At 68.4% G+C, this 17,461-nt stretch carries 14 protein-coding genes; 8 read left to right on the top strand and 6 right to left on the bottom strand.

All coding sequences use genetic code 11. The annotated features are described in order from the left end of the window. The first annotated feature begins 10 nt into the window (after positions 1-10). Together DIZ26_RS03560 and DIZ26_RS03555 are read left to right on the top strand one after the other, a co-directional pair. Positions 11-1,951: a glycoside hydrolase family 2 protein gene (locus DIZ26_RS03560; RefSeq protein ID WP_112237672.1), complete on the top strand. Its 1,941-nt coding sequence runs from the start codon at positions 11-13 to the stop codon at positions 1,949-1,951. Positions 1,952-1,997: 46 nt separating this feature from the next. Then, complete coding sequence (locus DIZ26_RS03555) at positions 1,998-4,022, top strand: ricin-type beta-trefoil lectin domain protein (protein ID WP_112237670.1); 2,025 nt, start codon at positions 1,998-2,000, stop codon at positions 4,020-4,022. Between the two features lie 30 nt (positions 4,023-4,052). Here DIZ26_RS03555 and DIZ26_RS03550 read toward each other — a convergent pair whose 3' ends face one another. Then, entirely contained in the window at positions 4,053-4,670 is a 618-nt protein-coding gene (locus DIZ26_RS03550) for a hypothetical protein (protein ID WP_112237668.1), read from the bottom strand. Between the two features lie 16 nt (positions 4,671-4,686). Then, on the bottom strand, positions 4,687-5,319 hold the full coding sequence (locus DIZ26_RS03545; protein WP_112237666.1) for a hypothetical protein: 633 nt from the start codon (positions 5,317-5,319) through the stop codon (positions 4,687-4,689). A 163-nt stretch (positions 5,320-5,482) separates the two neighbouring features. On the opposite strand from DIZ26_RS03545, the gene DIZ26_RS03540 reads away from it, so the two are divergent. After that, entirely contained in the window at positions 5,483-7,435 is a 1,953-nt protein-coding gene (locus DIZ26_RS03540) for a sensor histidine kinase (protein ID WP_157979567.1), read from the top strand. Then, positions 7,423-8,061, top strand: a complete 639-nt coding sequence (locus DIZ26_RS03535) for a response regulator transcription factor (RefSeq protein WP_112237662.1) — start codon at positions 7,423-7,425, stop codon at positions 8,059-8,061. Before DIZ26_RS03540 ends, DIZ26_RS03535 begins: the two co-directional genes overlap by 13 nt. A 50-nt stretch (positions 8,062-8,111) precedes the next feature. Here DIZ26_RS03535 and DIZ26_RS03530 read toward each other — a convergent pair whose 3' ends face one another. Both DIZ26_RS03530 and DIZ26_RS03525 read right to left on the bottom strand, forming a co-directional pair. Next, on the bottom strand, positions 8,112-9,422 hold the full coding sequence (locus DIZ26_RS03530; RefSeq protein WP_112237660.1) for an FAD-binding oxidoreductase: 1,311 nt from the start codon (positions 9,420-9,422) through the stop codon (positions 8,112-8,114). After that, the gene (locus tag DIZ26_RS03525) at positions 9,419-9,799 is read right to left on the bottom strand and encodes a DoxX family protein (protein ID WP_232828126.1); all 381 of its coding nucleotides are present in this window, start codon (positions 9,797-9,799) and stop codon (positions 9,419-9,421) included. Before DIZ26_RS03525 ends, DIZ26_RS03530 begins: the two co-directional genes overlap by 4 nt. 133 nt (positions 9,800-9,932) lie before the next feature. Between DIZ26_RS03525 and DIZ26_RS03520 the strand changes: the two genes are divergently transcribed. Further along, positions 9,933-12,017, top strand: a complete 2,085-nt coding sequence (locus tag DIZ26_RS03520; protein WP_198675875.1) for an ATP-binding protein — start codon at positions 9,933-9,935, stop codon at positions 12,015-12,017. After that, on the top strand, positions 11,942-12,631 hold the full coding sequence (locus tag DIZ26_RS03515) for a hypothetical protein (protein WP_112237654.1): 690 nt from the start codon (positions 11,942-11,944) through the stop codon (positions 12,629-12,631). The genes DIZ26_RS03520 and DIZ26_RS03515 overlap by 76 nt, the downstream gene beginning before the upstream one ends. A 101-nt stretch (positions 12,632-12,732) precedes the next feature. Here DIZ26_RS03515 and DIZ26_RS03510 read toward each other — a convergent pair whose 3' ends face one another. Next, on the bottom strand, positions 12,733-13,677 hold the full coding sequence (locus DIZ26_RS03510; RefSeq protein ID WP_112237652.1) for a helix-turn-helix domain-containing protein: 945 nt from the start codon (positions 13,675-13,677) through the stop codon (positions 12,733-12,735). Between the two features lie 451 nt (positions 13,678-14,128). Here DIZ26_RS03510 and DIZ26_RS03505 point away from each other — a divergent pair, with 451 nt between their 5' ends. Continuing rightward, positions 14,129-14,923, top strand: coding sequence for a hypothetical protein (locus tag DIZ26_RS03505; protein ID WP_157979565.1), 795 nt, complete (start codon positions 14,129-14,131; stop codon positions 14,921-14,923). Between the two features lie 240 nt (positions 14,924-15,163). Continuing rightward, positions 15,164-16,591: a DHA2 family efflux MFS transporter permease subunit gene (locus tag DIZ26_RS03500; RefSeq protein WP_112237649.1), complete on the top strand. Its 1,428-nt coding sequence runs from the start codon at positions 15,164-15,166 to the stop codon at positions 16,589-16,591. A gap of 93 nt (positions 16,592-16,684) precedes the next feature. Here DIZ26_RS03500 and DIZ26_RS03495 read toward each other — a convergent pair whose 3' ends face one another. Next, the gene (locus DIZ26_RS03495) at positions 16,685-17,461 is read right to left on the bottom strand and encodes an alpha/beta fold hydrolase (protein WP_112237647.1); all 777 of its coding nucleotides are present in this window, start codon (positions 17,459-17,461) and stop codon (positions 16,685-16,687) included.

Below are 17,461 nucleotides of genomic sequence, written 5' to 3'. Positions count from 1 at the left end.
AGAAACAACCATGAACACACCCCGTCCCGAATACCCACGTCCCCATTTCGACCGCTCGTCGCGCTGGCTCAATCTGAACGGTCAATGGGATTTCGCTCATGGCCCGGACGACCCGAGCGACTTCCCGGAAACCATCGTCGTGCCTTTCCCGTGGGAGCACCCCGATTCGGGTGTGATGGCGCACTGGCTACCGACGGCCTGGTATCGCCGGCACCTCGATCGTCCCGCAGACTGGGCGGGGGAGCGGACGATCCTGCACTTCGGCGCGGTTCACCACCACGCGACCGTGTGGGTGAACGGTCAGCTCGCCGTCGAGCACGAAGGTGGTTATCTGCCGTTCGAGGCCGACATCACCGACCTGCTCGACTCCTCAGGTGCCGGGACGCTGGTGGTCCGGGTCCAGGCGCCAGCTGACAAGCGGTTCATCCCGCACGGCAAGCAGCGCAGCTTGCCTGCCGACGACTACGACGGCTGTGCCTTCACGCCGTCCAGCGGAATCTGGCAAACCGTGTGGCTCGAGCCACGCCCGCCGGAGTACATCTCGCAGCTCGACCTCCGCCCGACCCCGGCGCTGGACGGCATCGAGGTCACGGTCACGGGTCCGGCGCCGGTCCGGATCGAGATCCCAGGCGTCGTCGTCCGCGAGTACGACGAACTCTCGGGCCCGGTCACCCTTCCGATCCCGGAGCCCCGGCTGTGGAGCCCCGAGGATCCCTACCTGTACGACGTCGTCGTCACGGCCGGCGAGGACACAGTTCGCGGCTACACCGGGTTGCGCAAGGTCGAGTGGCAGGGCACCAACCTGCTGCTGAACGGCGTACCGACGTATGTGCGCGGCGTGCTGGACCAGGGGTTCTGGCCGTCGGCCGGACATGCGGCGCCGAGCGACGAGGCGTTGCGGCGGGATATCGAGCTGGCGCGCGAAGCCGGGTTCAACCTGGTGCGCAAGCACATCAAGCTCGAGGATCCGCGCTGGCTGTACTGGGCCGACCGGCTGGGGATGCTGGTCTGGGCCGAACCCCCGTCGACCGGCCGGTTCACCGAGGAGGCCGTTGCCGCATTCGAGGACGTCACGGCCGGGATGGTGGCGCGGGACGGCAACCATCCGAGCATCGTGATCTGGGCCGCGTACAACGAGGAGTGGGGGCTGGACTGGGACGTCCCCGGTGATCCCGCGAAACAGGACGCCGTACGCCGGGCGTACCGGCTCATCCGGGTGCTGGATGCGAGTCGCCCCGTCGTCGACAACTCGGGCTGGGCGCACGTCGAGACGGATCTGGTCGACTGGCACTACTACGACGACGACGCCACCTCGTGGGCCGCGGTCGTGGATCGTCTGATCAACACCGCCGACGGAAGTTTCCCGGTCCGGCTCGGGCCGGACTTCGTGGTGGACAAGGTGATTGCGGCACCTGGTTTCGATCCGGGGGACAAGCCGCAGCTCAACGGTGAGTACGGCGGTGGGTCGACGAGTGTGGAGCGCGGCTGGCACCTGCGCTGGCAGACCCAGGAACTCCGCCGTCATCCCCGCAATGCCGGCTACATCTACACCGAGCTGTACGACATCGAACACGAGACGGTCGGCATCTACACCTACGACCGCCGCACCAAGGATCTGGGCGGCACCGTCCCGTCCGATGTCCACGCCGAGACCACGCTCATCGTCGACGTCACCCCGCACGCACCCGGCCGCGACCTCGTCGTTTCGTCCGGTTCCGTGACGGTGCCGGTCCGTGTCTCCCACCACGGATCCGAGCCCTTGGTCGGAACCCTGCACTGGTCGTTGTCAGGCGCTGCCGCTTCCGCGCCGATTGATGCCAAGCCGTTCGCCGTCACCGACCCGATCGAGGTCGTGGTCCCGGTGTCTCGTTCCGGGCGTCTGCACCTGTGGATCACCGACTCGGCGGGCACGACTGTCGCCCGCAGCTTTGCGGACGTCACGCAGTACTGATCTCGGGGACCTCTCGACCCACCTGCCCAACGTCTGAGGAGGTTTCATGTTGATTCGTAGGTTGTTGGTTGCTGCCGGCGTCGTCGCCGGAGCTCTCGTCGCGATGCCGGCCACCGCGGCGCCGCCGGGGAACGTGCTGTACAGCCCCAACCTGTCCACCTATCCGAATGCCGACGCCAGTTATCCGCGGGCGATCCGGCTCGACCACGACGGGAACGGCGGCCGGACCGTGCTGGCGACCTTTGCCCGCCGCAACGAATCGGGGCCGAGCAACTTCCCGATCTTCCGCAGTACGGATGGCGGCGCGAGCTTCGGGTCGACCCCGATCAGCACGATCAGTTCGAACACCGCCGGCTGGGACCTCGGCGCGCCGGTCGTCTACGAGGTGCCGCGGACCGCGAACGGGCTCAACCAGGGCGACCTGCTCGCCGCCGGCACCGCGTGGGACGAGGGGAACTTCACCGCGCAGAAGATCGAGGTGTTCAAGAGCACCGACCACGGCGCGCACTGGCAGTACCTGTCGAACTGTACGGCGACCAGCGGCCAGCCGAACACCATCGGCCAGGGGATCTGGGAGCCGTGGTTCCTGCTCGCCCCCAACAACACTCTCGCCTGCTTCATCTCTGACGAACGCCCCGCGGGTTCGCCGACGAACAACCAGATCATCGGTCACTACACCTCGACCAACGGTGGCGTCACATGGAGCGCCGCCATCACCCCTGACGTCGCGTTCCCCGCCGACAATCTGGCCCGGCCTGGTATGTCGATCATCACCCCGCTTCCCAACGGCCAGTTCCTGATGTCCTACGAGCTCTGTCGCGACGCCACCAACCCCGACCACGCCTGCGAGGTGTACCTCAAGACCAGCCCTGACGGTTTGAACTGGGCACCGACCAACAGCCCTGGCACGCTCGCCCAGACCAGCGACGGCCGCCACCTGCTGCACACGCCGTACGTCGCCTGGGTCCCCGGCGGTGGCCCGAACGGGACGTTGCTGCTCTCCGGGCAACGCGTGGTGACCGGACCGACCGGGAACAAGGCCGTGATGGCGGAGTCCGGATCGGTGCTGTTGGCTAACACGTCCCTGGGTACCGGCAGCTGGACCGAGCTCGAAGCCCCGGTCAACGTCAACCCCACTGGCAGTTACGGCCCTGGCGCCCCTGGCTGCCCCGGCTACAGCTCGCCGATCGTTCCGTCGAGCAACGGTACGTCGTTCCTCTACCTGGCCGCGACCTGGCTCGGCACCGGGAACCAGTGCCAAGTCCGCTTCGGTACCGGCGGCGTCGGTGGACCGACCGGCGCGATCACCGGCCCGGCGGCGGCCGGTAAATGTCTGGATGTCGACCACAACACGGCGGTCAACGGGAACGCCGTACAGCTGTGGACGTGTGGCAGCGTGCCCGGACAGCAATGGACGATGATGGCCGACGGCACCATTCGCGCCTTCGGCAAGTGCCTGGACGTCGTCGGCAACGGTACGGCGAACTTCACCAAGGTGCAGCTGTGGGACTGCGGCCCGGCCGGTGGACAGCAATGGCGGCCGCAAGCCAACGGTGCACTGCTGAACCCGCAATCCGGTCGTTGTCTGGACAGTCCCAGCGGTGCCACGACCGACGGCACCAAGCTACAGATCTACGACTGCAACGGCCTCGACCCCCAGAAGTGGAGCCTGCCCGGCTCGCCGACCGGCCCGATCACCGGGCCCGCGGCCGCCGGCAAGTGCGTCGACGTCGACACCAACACCTCGACCAACGGGAACGTCGTCCAGCTGTGGACCTGCAACGGCGTACCGGGTCAGCAGTGGAGCGTGGCGACCGACGGCAAGATCCGTGCCTTCGGCAAGTGCCTGGACGTCGTCGGCAACGGTACGGCGAACTTCACCAAGGTGCAGCTGTGGGACTGCGGCCCGGCCGGCGGTCAGATCTGGCAGCCACAAGCCAACGGTGCCTTGCTGAACCCTCAGTCGGGACGGTGCCTCGACGCCCCTAACGGCGCGACCGCCGACGGCACCGACCTACAGATCTACGACTGCAACGGCCTCGACCCCCAGAAATGGAAGGTACCGCTGTAAACCGCCTGCAGAGCCCCGAGGACTTGCCGCTCACCCCGGCAAGTCCTCGGCCCGGACACCTTCCGATGCAGCGCGGGGACGTTGTCTCCGACTCGTTCCGTCGACGACTGCGCGGAAGGGAACGGAGGCGGCGAGTGTCAGGACCGCCTGGAAGGACCAGAAGTAGAGGGCGATCCACGTCTCGCGCGGGCCGATGGTCGCGGACTGGGTGAGGGTGGCGATTGCCCAGCCCGGGATCGGCCCGAGGGCGAACAGACCGCACGCAACGCGCACCCAGCGCCGCCCGGGACCGGCAAGGGCGTAGCCACCCGCTATGGCGAAGAGGGGGAGGGCGAGTGCTCCACCGCCGATTCCGTCGGCCAGAAAGTTGGCTGGGTCGGTCAGACCGGGAAGCAGAACACTGGCGAAGAGCAGTGGGGAGAGCGTCAACCATCGCCTGCGTTCGCCGCCTGTCCGTCGGATGTGCTCGGCCCATCCGAGGAGTACGCCGATCAGCACCCCAGGCAGCAGGATCCAGCCGAACGTGCCCGACCACGACACCGCGGAGTCGGGACCAGCGACCTGAGTCATGAAGCCTCGGAATCCCGAGGCCCAGGCCAGCCCGCACACGCCGCCCCAGACCAGCAAGCGCAGGTTCGAGTGGATCATCCTGCCCGCCTCCTGCTCACTGCTCGATCCGGGCGCGAAGGCGCTCGGATCGCTCACCGGCCGGGCTTGCGTGCAGCGTGTAGACGGCGAGATACAGCGCGCAAAGTGTGAGGCCGTAGATCGCAACCCCGACAGGCAGTGCGCTGGTGAAGCTCAAGCCGATCATGAACAACGACCAGACCCCGGCACCCACCGGTGCGTACCGCTGCCATCCGTGCCACTCACCCGATCGCAGTACCGCGACGCCCGCGACCAGCAGACCGATCGCGGTGACCGCAACGCCGAGGCCGAAGAGACCACCGACCACCTGCGGTCCGGTCTCGTCCATTCGCTGATCGGCGAACGGGATGCTCGCGAACTCCGCGAGGAAGAGCAGGAAGGTCCCAACCAGCGCGAGTCGCGCGCCGGCCCGCCCACGACGAAGAGAGCGCGCGAAGGCGAACATGCCGAGGAGGACGAGGAGATGCATGCCGGCGAACACGATCGACACCGGCGTCAGGGCGTCGCTGCTCCACGGGTAGCTCCACATCTCGTTGGATACGTCGGACGCCGGCTTGACGACCGCCTCGATGACGACGCCGGACAAGACGGTCGCGAGACCGCCGGTGAGTCCGGCTACCGCAAGCCCGCGGCTCGAATGGTTGTTCATGATGGTCCCGCCTTTCGGAGCAGAGGTGATGTCGCTGACGCTAGGAGCCGGTGATCAGTCCGCGCATCGGCGCCAGTACGAGACCTCGATCGGCGATTCCGCGCGATCGCCGTAAGTGCTAGCACTGTTGGCCGCGACCGTCGTCCGCTGTCACGATGGGCGGGTGGGCCGACGGACTGTACCGGCAGTGCTCTTCGGAGCGACCGTGGTCGTGGAGATCGCCGCGGTCGTGCTGTCATGGCGTTTGGAGCCCGGGTACGACACCCTCCTGTACGCCGTCGCAGGACTGACCACCGTCGGTGCCGGCGCGGTGATCGCACACCGCCGGCCGGAGAATCCGATCGGCTGGCTGTTCTGCGGCTTCGGTCTGCTCAACGCGATCGCCGCTGATCTCCTTCAGGGGTGGGGCCTCCGGGCCGCTGCCGACGCCTGGCCGGGCGGTTCGCTCGCTGAGTGGATCGCCTCGAGCAGTTGGCTGATCAGTGGCTACGGCTGGACACTGACTTTCCTGCTCTTCCCGACCGGTCACCTGCCCAGTCCACGGTGGCGGTTGGTGCCGTGGGCCGGCGCGCTCGGCATGGTGCTCGGTACGACCGGGTGGGCGCTGAGTCCGGACCGGGGCCGAGATTTGACCAGCGGCCGCAATCCCTGGGCGGTCGAGTCATTGCCGACCGGCTTCCTGCTGACTGTCGGAATGCCGCTGTTGCTCGGCTCACTGATTGCTGCCGTACTGTCCCTCGCGGTGCGTTTCCGCAGGACCAGCGGCCTCGAACGTCAGCAGCTCAAGTGGTTCGTCCTCGCAGCCTCGGTCGCGGGAGTGGTACTCCCCATCACCTTCGCGCTGTGGTACGTCACCCCGGCCGCCGGCGTGGTCGCCGCCCTCGCCCTCTCCGCGCTACCGCTCGCGGCGGGAGCGGCGATCCTGCGCTACCGCCTTTACGACATCGACCTGGTCATCAGCCGAACGGTCGCCTACGCCACGCTGAGCGTAGCGCTGGCGGCTGCGTACGGCGTACTGATCGTTGCTCTCGGCACCATGTTCGGCCGGAGCTCGGGGTGGGCGACCGCCGCGGCCACGGTGGTGTGCACGATCTTGTTCCACCCCTTGCGCCGCCGGATCCAGGACGCCGTCGACCGCCGCTTCAACAGATCGCGGTACGACGCGCTGCGCCGGATGGCGGTCTTCCTCGACGAGGTTCGCGGCGGTCGCCGTGCACCGGAGGACGTGCAAGCTGTGCTCCGTGAGATCCTCGCCGACCCGGACCTCGAACTCCTCATCTTCCTCCCGGAGACTCAGCAGTATGTCGATCTGGCCGGGAACCCTCGAGACGAGGACGCCCGGCACCGGATCGTGATCGAGCGTGGAGACGACCCGATCGGCGTTGTACTGCACAACAGCGGGGCGAACTTCGGTCCTGAGTTGCTACGGTGCGTCGTCGAGGAGGGCGCCTTGGCCGTCGAGGTCGCGCGGTTGCGTGCGGAAGTGCGTTTGCAGCTGAGCGAGGTCGAGGCCTCGCGAGCCCGGATCGTTGCCGCCGGCCACGCCGAGCGCCGCCGGATCGAACGGGACCTGCACGACGGCGCGCAACAGCGTCTCATCTCCATCGGACTGGCGCTTCGGCATGCGCAGCATCAGCTGGGTTCGTCGCGGGATGCGGTTGGCGCGACGCTGGATCGGGCGGTCGGTGAGGTCAGTGTCGCGATCGGCGAGTTGCGCGAACTCGCTCGCGGTCTGCCACCGACGCAGCTCGACGCCGGTCTGGGACCGGCATTCGATGATCTCGCCCGTCGGGCACCGTTGCCGGTCTCGGTGGAGGTGCCGGGCGAGCGGTTCGGCCCTGGCGTGGAGGCAGCGGCGTACTTCCTTTGCTGCGAAGGCCTCACCAACGCGGTGAAGCATGCGAACGCAAGCCGGGTCGCTCTCGCTGTTCGTTGTGATCAGCAACGATTGCTGGTCACTGTGACGGACGACGGCATCGGTGGTGCCGACGCGCGCCAAGGCACCGGACTCACCGGGCTGGCGGACCGGATCGCCGCCCTCGGTGGAACCTTCCACATCTACAGCAGCCCTGGTAAGGGGACAACCCTCACTGCGGAGCTGCCATGCGGATCGTGATCGCCGAAGACCAGGTTCTGTTGCGCGAAGGACTCGCGATGCTGTTCGTCGACGGTGGGCATGAGGTGGTGGCGACTCTGGGCGACGCGGAGGAGTTGCTCGCCGCGGTGACGTCGTACCGGCCGGACCTGGTGGTCGCGGACATCCGGATGCCACCCACGTTCAGCGACGAAGGGGCGCGGGCGGCTCAGGCGGTGAAGCGTGCGCACCCGGAGGTCGGCGTACTGCTGTTGTCGCAGCACATCGAGTCCCAGCACGTGGTCGAACTGGTGGCCCTCGGCGGGTTCGGGTACCTGCTGAAGGACCGGGTCCTCGACGTCAGCGAGTTCCTCGGCGCGGCTGAACGGGTCGCGCGGGGCGGGTCGGCGCTGGACCCGCAGGTAGTGGCCGGACTGGTCGCGCGCAGCGATCCGCTGGCACCGTTGACCGATCGGGAACGGGACGTGCTGGAACTGATGGCGGAGGGGCTGACCAACAGCGGGATCGCGAAGCGCCTGTACCTCAGCGAACGCACCGTGGAAGCACATGTCCGCCACGTGTTCACGAAGATGGCCCTCCCCGAAACCGAGGACGGCCACCGCCGTGTGCTGGCCGTCCTCACCCATCTCAGCACAGCAGCCCGCTGACGATCGACGGTCGATGAGTCGTTCGGCATCGATGGAGGCAGCCGCCACCCCTAGACGACCCTGCCTAGTTGGGTTTGGGTGAAGACGTTGGCCGGGTCGTAGGTGCGTTTGAGGTCGTGTAGCCGGGTGAGTTTGGCCGGGGAGTAGGCGCGGCGTACGGCGGCGGGGTCGTGGTCGGAGATGGTGTTGACGTAGGAACCGCTGGTGTAGGGCTCTAGGCCGGCGGCGTAGGTGCGCGCTGCTGTGATGCGCGCGTCGTCGTCGGACGGGTCGGTCCAGGAGTCCCCGGTGGTGAACTCGGTCAGCGCGTCGCGGTGGCTGAAGGCGGTGTCGGCATCGGCGAGGTCACCGATTGCTCCACCGTTGAGCGTCATGCGGGCACCAGGATTGTTGTCTTGGGCAAGGAACGCCTCGATCGCCGCGTCCGGAAGCGAGCGCAGGTAGTGACCCTTGCAGTAGCGCCGCACCGCATGCCGTTCGTCGTCGTCCAGCCGCGTCTGCAGCTCCAGATAGCTCAGCTCCTGCACCTGCGTCTCGACCGGCTTCCCGATCGCCCGGTACGACGGAAGCAGTCGCAGGCCCTCCTCGGCATCACCGACCCATACGTACCCGATGCTGGCCATCAGCCGCCCGTCCCGCAGCCCGACCCGAGCCACCGGGGTCGCCAACCGAGGCGTGTCGACCAGCAGGTCGCGCCAGCCACGCAGTGCCTCGTCCGCGTCCGGCATCTCGTAGTACTGATTCACCATCAACGCGCGAGTCCCGACCGGGTGCAGCCGGAACTCGAAGGCTGTCACCACCCCGAAGCTCCCGCCGCCTCCGCGCAGCCCCCAGTACAAGTCCGGATGCTCCCGGGCGCTGACCCGCAGTACGGAACCATCGGCGGTGACCAGCTCGTACGACGTGACGTTGTCGCAACTCAGCCCGTACGCCCGGGCCAGCCAGCCGATCCCACCACCGAGCGTCAACCCGCCGACGCCGGTGTGCGAAACGTTCCCGGCGGTGGTCGCCAATCCGTATCGCTGCGCCGCCCTGTCGAGCGCGCCGAGCAACGCACCGCCACCGACTCGGGCAAGGCGCCGGGCCGGGTCGACAGTGACCGAGTTGATCGCAGACAGGTCGATCAGCAGGCCGCCCTCCACCACGGGCAAGCCCAGGAAGCTGTGTCCGCCGCAGCGCACACCGATCTCCAGGCCGGCCTCGCGTCCGTACCGCAACGCCGCCACAACGTCCGCCGTACTCCGGCATCGGGCGATCGCCGCCGGACGCCGGTCCACCGTCGCGTTCCATACCGCGCGACCCGCTTCGTAGCCCGCATCGCCAGGCCGCAGCAGCAGCCCGTCCAGCGCGGTGACAGTCATCGCCGGACCAACTCACGCACCGACGCCCGGCGGAACCAGGCGATCACCGCGGCGAACGCGAGGAAGACCAGCGGAATCGCCGGCGAGATCCCCAGCACGAAGGCGTTGGTGATGGTCGCGCCGATCATCAGCGCGACCAGGCCGGACGCCGCGAGGCCGCACAGCCGCGGGATCAGCAGCCCGATCGCCCCGGCGAGCTCGAGGGAGCCGATCAGGTACCGGAACCACTGGCCGGCCCCGATCGAACCGAACTGCTCCACCATCGCGGGATCCCCCGTGAGCTTCGGCAGCGCCGCCATCACGAAGAAGAACGCGAGCGCCACCTGGGCCACCCACAGGGCCACGATGCCGGGCCGGATCCGCCGCGAAGTCGTCATCGTCGTACTCATCATTGACCTCCAGGAAAGAGTTGTTCTGCTACGACGAGCCTCGCGGCGCGAGCCGGTCGGCCACATCCGTGCCGACCACGGATTCACCACGGAAGGCCCGCGGATCGGACATGATGTGCGCGTGAACGAGGGGACGGTGTCGGCTCGCGAAGCCGAGGTACTCGAGGCGCTCGGTGCGCATCGGTCGAACGCGCAGATCGCGGGCGCGCTGCACATCTCGATCCGTACGGTCGAGAGTCACGTTTCGTCACTGCTCCGCAAGTACGGCGTCGCGGATCGTCGCGAACTCGCCGACCTGGCCGGGTCACGACGCGGTCCGGGAGTGAGCGGTATTCCGGCCGGCCGGACGACGTTCGTCGGCCGCAGCCAGGACACGGCGACGGTGCGCGACGCTCTGGGACGCTCGCGATTGGTGACGCTGCTCGGTCCTGGTGGCATGGGCAAGACCAGGCTGGCGGCGGTGGTCGCCACCCAGTGGGGGGCAGGCGGCGTCTTCGTCGATCTCGTCCCGGTCCGTGCCGGACTGGTGACCAGGGCGATCGCGACGGCATGCGGACTGACCGAGCGGCCGCCGCAGACGCTGGATCAAGTGCTGATCGAGCATCTGCAGACCGGCCGCTCGCTGCTGGTTCTGGACAACTGCGAGCACCTGGTCGACGAGGTCGCGGCGCTGACCGAACGGCTGCTGCGAACCTGTCCTGAGCTGACGGTGCTCGCGACGAGCCGCGAGCGGCTCGGCGTTCGGGCGGAAACCACCGTGCTGTTACCCCCGCTGGACGCGGCTGCCGAACTGTTCGTCGACCGGGCCCGCGTGGTCGATCCGGAGTTCCAGGCGTCGGCCGACGACATCGCCGAGATCTGCGCGCGGCTGGACGGCATCCCGCTGGCGATCGAACTCGCCGCTGCCCGGATCGGTTCACTCGGCGCGGATGGCCTGCGGGCTGCCCTCGACGACCGGCTCCGGTTGCTCTCGGGCGGCCGGGGGATGGATGAGCGCCACCGGTCGCTGGCTGCGGTGATCGGCTGGAGTCACGAGCTGCTGGACGAGCGGGAACGCCTGCTGTTCCGCCGCCTCGGCATCTACGTCGGTGGGTTCGACCTGGCAGCCGCGGCTGCGACCAGTCCTGAGCTGGGGCGAGGTGAGGTCGCCGATCTGCTCGGCCGGCTGACCGACAAGAGCCTGGCCGTACGTCGTGGGTCGCGCTGGCTGCTGCTCGAAACGATTCGGGAGTTCGCCCACACCCAGCTCAGCGGCGACGAGCTCGCGACCGCACAGGACCGGCGTTTGCACTGGGCGGCCGACACGGCCGCAACGCTGGAAGGCCGACTGGACGAAAATGGGCTCGAGCCGGACGACCGCACCGGATGGCAGCAGTCGTACGACGAAGTGGTCGCCGATCTGCGCGCTGCTCTGGCAGCGACGCCGGCCGAACCCGATCCAGCGGCGCACCGATTGGCGCGTTCACTGGGCCATCTCGCCTTCGCCCGGCGCGAGTTCCTGGAGTCGGTCGGGCACTATCGCGCGGCGGCCGAACGCGCGGAGGACAGGGTCGCGGCCGCGTTCGATCTGCGATCGGCCGCCGATGCGACGATCGCGATCTCGGACGCGCAGACCGGCGTCGAGCTCCTGCTCGACGCCGCCGACCGTGCAGTTGCCAATGGCAACGTTCGTGCCACGATGCTCGCGCTGGCAGTGATCGCGGTGAACCGCTATCCCAACGGCTCGCTGTTCGAACTGTCGGGGGAGGAGACCGAACGGCTGCTGACGGAGGCCGTCGGCTGTGCCCAGCCCGGTGACCCGCAGGTTGCCGCTCTGCTGGCCGCGGCGAAAGCGTGGGAGCAGGGCGGCCGTCGGATGGAGGCCGATCCGGCCCTCGCGGCAGAGGCGGTCACCGCGGCCCGTCGTACGGGCGATCCTGTCCTCGTCGCCGGCGCACTGGATGCGCTCGGCGTCGCGGATGCGCGCCACGGACGGTTGCGGGCCGCCCGGGCGGCTGCGGTCGAGCGGATGGAGCTGGTCCGGCCGCTTCCGCGCCAGAACCCTATGCGGCCGCGGAGATCATCGATGCTTTCCACGTCGCGCCGACGACGGCGACCGCGGTCGGTGATCTCCGTGCGGCAACGGCGGCGGTGGGCGCGCCGGACGATCCGGTCGGCGATCATCCGTACATCTCGTTGCCGCGGCTCATCCGGGTGTGTGCGCTGACCGGCCGGTTCGACGACTGCGTCGCACAGGCGGATGCGCTGTGGAACCGCTGGCAGCGGGCCGGCTCCCCGCCCATCGAGTGGATGGCGTCCGCGATGTCCGCGGTGGCCATGGTTCACGGGCTGCGGAACGACGGCCTGTTCAGCACCTGGGAGGCGCGTGCGCTCAGGGTCGCGCGATCCGATGATCTGGCCGGTGCGCCGTGGCTGATCGCTCCGCAGCTCTTCGCCCAGGCGCGAGTCGCGATCCATCTGGGGACCTTCGGCGACGCGGCCGACGTCGTACGACGTGCTTTCGGCGAGCTGGGCGAATACTGGTGGGCGCCGTACGCGCGGGCGGCCGCTGCCGAACTGGCGGTGGTTGCCGATCTCCCTGAGGCAACCGCCTTGCTGGAGGCGGCGGCTCCACTCGGTGCGGAGAACGACTGGGCCGCCGCATGTCTGCGGCGCGCCGAGGCACGTCGTACGGGAGATCTTTCGGTGCTGGCCGGTGCCGCTGCTGAATTCGAGCGCGTCGGCGCCCACTTCGAATGGGCCTGCACGCTCGCTCTGATTCCGGACCGTGCCGCCGAGGCCCGCGCCGAACTCGCGGCCTTGCACGCACCACTTCCGTAGCGATTCAGCGGTCAGCACAGATGTCCCGAGGGCGCCGCGCCGCCAGGTTGGAGGCAATCCCGCGTTACGCCTGAAGACCAGGCAGTGGCCCGGTGGGTCGCTCAGAGCCAGTGTTGGCGGGAGGCTTGGACGCCTAGTTGGAAGCGGGTCTGGGCGCCGAGGGCTTCCTGGAGGCGGCTGATCCGGCGAGCGATCGTGCGTTCGCTGACGCCGAACTCGCGGGCGATCGACTCGTCGGTCAGCCCTGCGCTCAGATAGGTCAGTAGTCGCTTGGTTTCCAGCGCCGGGGCACCGCTGGTCTCGGTACCGCTGGTGATCGGCACCGCCATCCGCCAGAGCGCGTCGAACACCCCGACCAGGCCGGCCAGGAAAGGCGAGTGATGCACCACCATCGCCGCGGTACTCGTGATCTCGCCGACCGTCGTCCGGGCCGAGACCAAGGCCCAGCGGTCGTCCACGATGGTCAGGTTCAGCGGCACCTGCGGGAACACGCGCGCCTGCTCGCCGGCGTCGACGCACTGCTGGACCTTCCGCAGCGCGGCAGGGTCCTGCAGCACCTGCGTCCCGTAGATGACCTCGTAGCTGACCCCGCGCTCGAGAGCCTCGAACAGCCCCTTCACGATCTGGTGATCCGGCGACGCGAGGTTGCCGACCGTCATCGCCCGAACCTGTTCCTGCGCGTCGACCTGGACGTGGTCGAGCACGGCACGCGCGGTCTCGGCCGACGGCAGCAGTTCGACGTACGTCTGCCGTCCGATCCCCGCGGTCCACAGTTCGGAGAGCAAGGATGCGCTCTCCCGGGCGAGCGCCGCGTCCCTCGTACGCCGTTGCGCCAGCGCCTCCATCGCCAGCTGCGGCGGCTGCGGCTGCACCTTCCCGTCGGCGTTCTCGATCAGCCCGAACGCAGCCAGCTCCGCCAGCGGCCCGTCGAGTCCCTCGCCGTGACGCACCGCGATCTCGCCGACACCGAGCGGCCCGCGCGCGATCAGCTCGAGGTAGATCGCCTCAGCCTCGGCGGAAACACCCAACGCCCGAAGTTGCTGCATCCCCCCTGTGTACCAGTTGGCAATCGATGAATCCTGCTCGGCATTCGGATCTACAGGTGGAGAACCCAGCCTGGCGTTCTCCGGCAAGGTGAGTGGGGGGGTTCCTCGTGGTTGCGATGAGTTCGGTCCGCGGGGCCGGTCTGTAGAGGTGACAACACACTCTTGGAGAGCTCGGCCGATCGTCTCTCCGCCCAGATGGAGGTCTCATGCAGATCAGGAAGCTCCGCCCGGCCGCCGTCGTACTCCTTGCCGCCGGCGCGGCCGCGGTGGGGACCGCGCCCAGAACTCGTGGGGGCCGGGGCAAGTCGACGGGAAGCTCGCCGACAACGCGGTGGGCGACAACCGCATCAGCGCTCTCCGCGTGAGCTGCTGATTCGCTGATCCACCACGACAGGCCGCCCCGGATGCCTCCGGGGCGGCCGCTCAGGAGAAAGCGATGATCCGAGGAATCGTGGCGTTGCTGATGCTGGCGGCGTTGTGCGCCTGTGACTCGACGCAGACGCCCACGCAAACGCAAACACAGCAAGCCGAGCCCGCGCCGGCCGCAGCCACCCTGCCGGCAGTCGACTTCAGCCTTCCTTTCGATCGTTACCGGTTCAGCCGTGCAGAGCAGGCATTGATCCAATCGGCCCTCGATCGGCAGACTGCACGATGTCTGGAAAGGCAGGGCGTTCCCGCTCCGCCCGCCAAGCCGCTGCCGCCTGCGGAAGTCAGCGGCAATGCGCGACGGTACGGATTGATCGACCCTTCGGCCGCCCAGCAGTACGGATATCACCTCTCTTCGGATCCGAAAGGGACTCGAGGATCGGCCGACCATCGGGTCAGCGATTGCGAGAACCAAGCCTCACGGCAGCTGCTGTACGGCGTCCCGAAGGTCGACCGGTCATGGCTCGACCGTCTCAACTTTTCGTCGGCCGACCGCTCCGCAGTCGCACCGGGCGTCCAGCGGGTGACCGCGGACTGGAGTCGGTGCATGCAGACGGCCGGCTTTCACTATTCCACTCCACTCGCTGCGATGGCCGACCCTCGGTGGAACCTCGATACAGCAGAAATCTCCGCCGACGAGATCGCGGTGGCGACCTCCGACGTGCGTTGCAAGCTTCGCGTGCAGCTGGTCGGTATCCGCGCCGCTGCGGAGACCAAGATCCAGAACGCGTCGATCGCGGCCGACCCGGTCCGGTTCGCGGACCTCGAGCGAGCGAACCAGCAGACCATCGCCGCAGCCCGAAAGCTCCTGACCAACTGAACCGATCGAGCACCGGCACTGCCCTAGCCGGCCAGGTCGCCGTCAACCCGACGATCCCCGGTACGGCGACGATCCCCGGTACGGCGACGTTCCCCGGTACGGCGCGGATCCTCGCGGAACGGTTCGCGGCCGCGCTCGAACGCGGCGAGCGCGAACACCTGGCGGCGCTGTTCCGATGAATTCGCGCTCCGGCCGCGGTCTACATCACGTGACCCGCAACCATGACTGGAGTGAAAAGAAATGACGGACCGCGTCAAGTCGACATCCGCGCAGACCTGGGTACTGCTCCTCAGCGCGGTGGCGTCGTTCATGGTGGTCCTCGACATGCTCGTCGTCGCCACCGCCCTGAGCGCCATCCAGACTGATCTCGGCGCCTCGCTCGAAGAGCTGGAATGGACGGTGAACGCCTACACCTTGAGCTTCGCCGTCTTCTTGATGACCGGTGCCGCACTGGGCGATCGCTACGGGCGAAGGCGGATGTTCGCCGTCGGGCTCGCCGTCTTCGGCCTCGCGTCGGCTGCTTGTGCACTCGCGCCGAACGTGCCGAGCCTGGTCGCGGCTCGCGCGGTCCAGGGGACCGGCGCCGCACTGATCATGCCGCTGGCCCTGACGCTGCTGAACGCGGCTTTCCCGCCCGAGCGCCGAGGCTGGGCGACCGGAGTCTTCGGCAGCGTGACAGGGCTCGCCGCAATGCTCGGACCGGTGGTCGGAGGTCTTGTCACCGAAGGGCTCAGCTGGCCGTGGATCTTCTGGCTCAACGTCCCGATCGCGGCCATCGCCGTACCGCTCGTGTTGACTCGGCTCCCCGAGAGCAAAGGACCCGCAGGAAGAGTCGACCTGCCCGGCCTCGTCCTGGCCGCCGGTAGCGCTCTCGGTCTGACCTGGGGCCTGGTGCGGGCGAACTCGGTTGGCTGGACGGCAGCGGAAACCGTGGTCGCGCTGGCGGCCGGGGTGGTGCTGGGAGCCGCCTTCGTGGCCTGGGAGCTGCGGACCCAAGCGCCGATGCTCCCGTTGCGGCTGTTCCGTTCGCGGGCGTTCTCGTCCGGCAACGCGGTGATCTTCTTCGTCAATGCGGCGATGACCGCGGCGATCTTCTTCACGGCTCAGCTGCCTCAGGTCGCGTTCGGTGAAGGCCCGCTGCTGGCCGGCCTGCGGCTACTGCCTTGGGGAGTCGCGCCGTTCCTGATTGCTCCGAGGGCGGGCGTACTCGCGGACCGGATCGGTGAGCGGCCGCTCATCCTGATCGGCACCGGGCTGCTCACCCTCGGTACGGCGGTCCTGGCGCTGGTTTCGACCTTGAATACCGGGTACGCCGTGACCGTCGGCCCCATGATCGTGGCAGGCATCGGGTTCTCGCTGGCCATCCCTGCCGTGACGAAGGCCGTGGTGAGCTCGGTGGCCATGCCGGACATCGGCAGGGCGTCCGGGACGTTCAGCACCCTTCGGCAGCTCGGCGGTGCTTTCGGCGTTGCGATCGCGGCCGCCGTGTTCGCCTCGACAGGTGGCTATGCCGGTCCGGACGTCTTCGTCGACGGCTACCGGCTCGCGATCGGATCAGCCGCGGCGCTGGCGCTGGCCGCCGTGCTGGTGAGCTTGCCGCTGCCACCGAAGGTGAAGCGGCCGACGAACGAGAGTGCTGACCGCCTCGCCGCGACTGTCGACAAGTAGCCGGATCGTGCAGGAAGTCAGCAGGTGAAAGGAGATCCGGGCCGTGACGGCCGGACCAGGTTTCGTGGTCCGCCGACGACAGTCCCTGGGTCTTCAGGCGAGTTGGAGGAAATCCAGGACCAGCGGGCCGGCGATCGATTGGAACTCGTGGAAGTAGGCATGCCGTGCGCCGGGGATGATCTCGGCGCGAGCGTCGGGGATCCGGTCGGCCAGCAGCTGCGCGTTCGCCGCCGGGCTGAAGACGTCGTCCGACCCGTGCAGGATCAGGGTCCGCGCCTTGATCGACGCTAGTTCCTGCCAGGCGTCATGGTTGTTGCTGGCAACCAGATGACGACCGCGGGCGTACGTCGGCATCGTCGGGTCGCCGAGCACGTAGTACGGACCCTGGTTCTCGGCGATCCAGCCGGGGGTGTACATCAGGTCGAGCAGGACCCGGTCTCGCTCGGCCCGGTCCGACTGAGCGAGCGCTCTCCGCGTTTCCTGGCTCCGCTCGAACCCGTGCGACCTCCCCGGTGAGGTGCAGCCGAGGACCAGCGATTCGACCCGCTCGGGATGGCGAATCGCCAGCCATTGGGCAACCCGGCCGCCCATCGACGTCCCGTAGACGTCCGCGGAGTCGACCCCCAGGTCGTCCAGCACCGCGACGACGTCATCGGCGAAACCTTCCGTGCTGTAGAGCTCATCGGGCTTGTCGCTGTCGCCGGTACCGCGCCAGTCGAGGGTGATCGTGGTGAACCGTGTCTCGAAGTCGCCGCGGACCGGATCCCACCAGTGATGGTTGTTGGCTTGCCCGGCGAGCAGCACCAACGGCGGACCGTCGCCACGCACCTGATAAGCGATCCCGACCCCGTCACGCCTCGCAATCCCCAT

It is taken from the genome of Kribbella monticola, assembly GCF_003261635.1.
Classification (GTDB): Bacteria; Actinomycetota; Actinomycetes; order Propionibacteriales; family Kribbellaceae; genus Kribbella; species Kribbella monticola.
The sequence above is the reverse complement of the archived record's forward strand: the minus strand, read 5'-3'. Positions and strand labels throughout refer to the sequence as shown.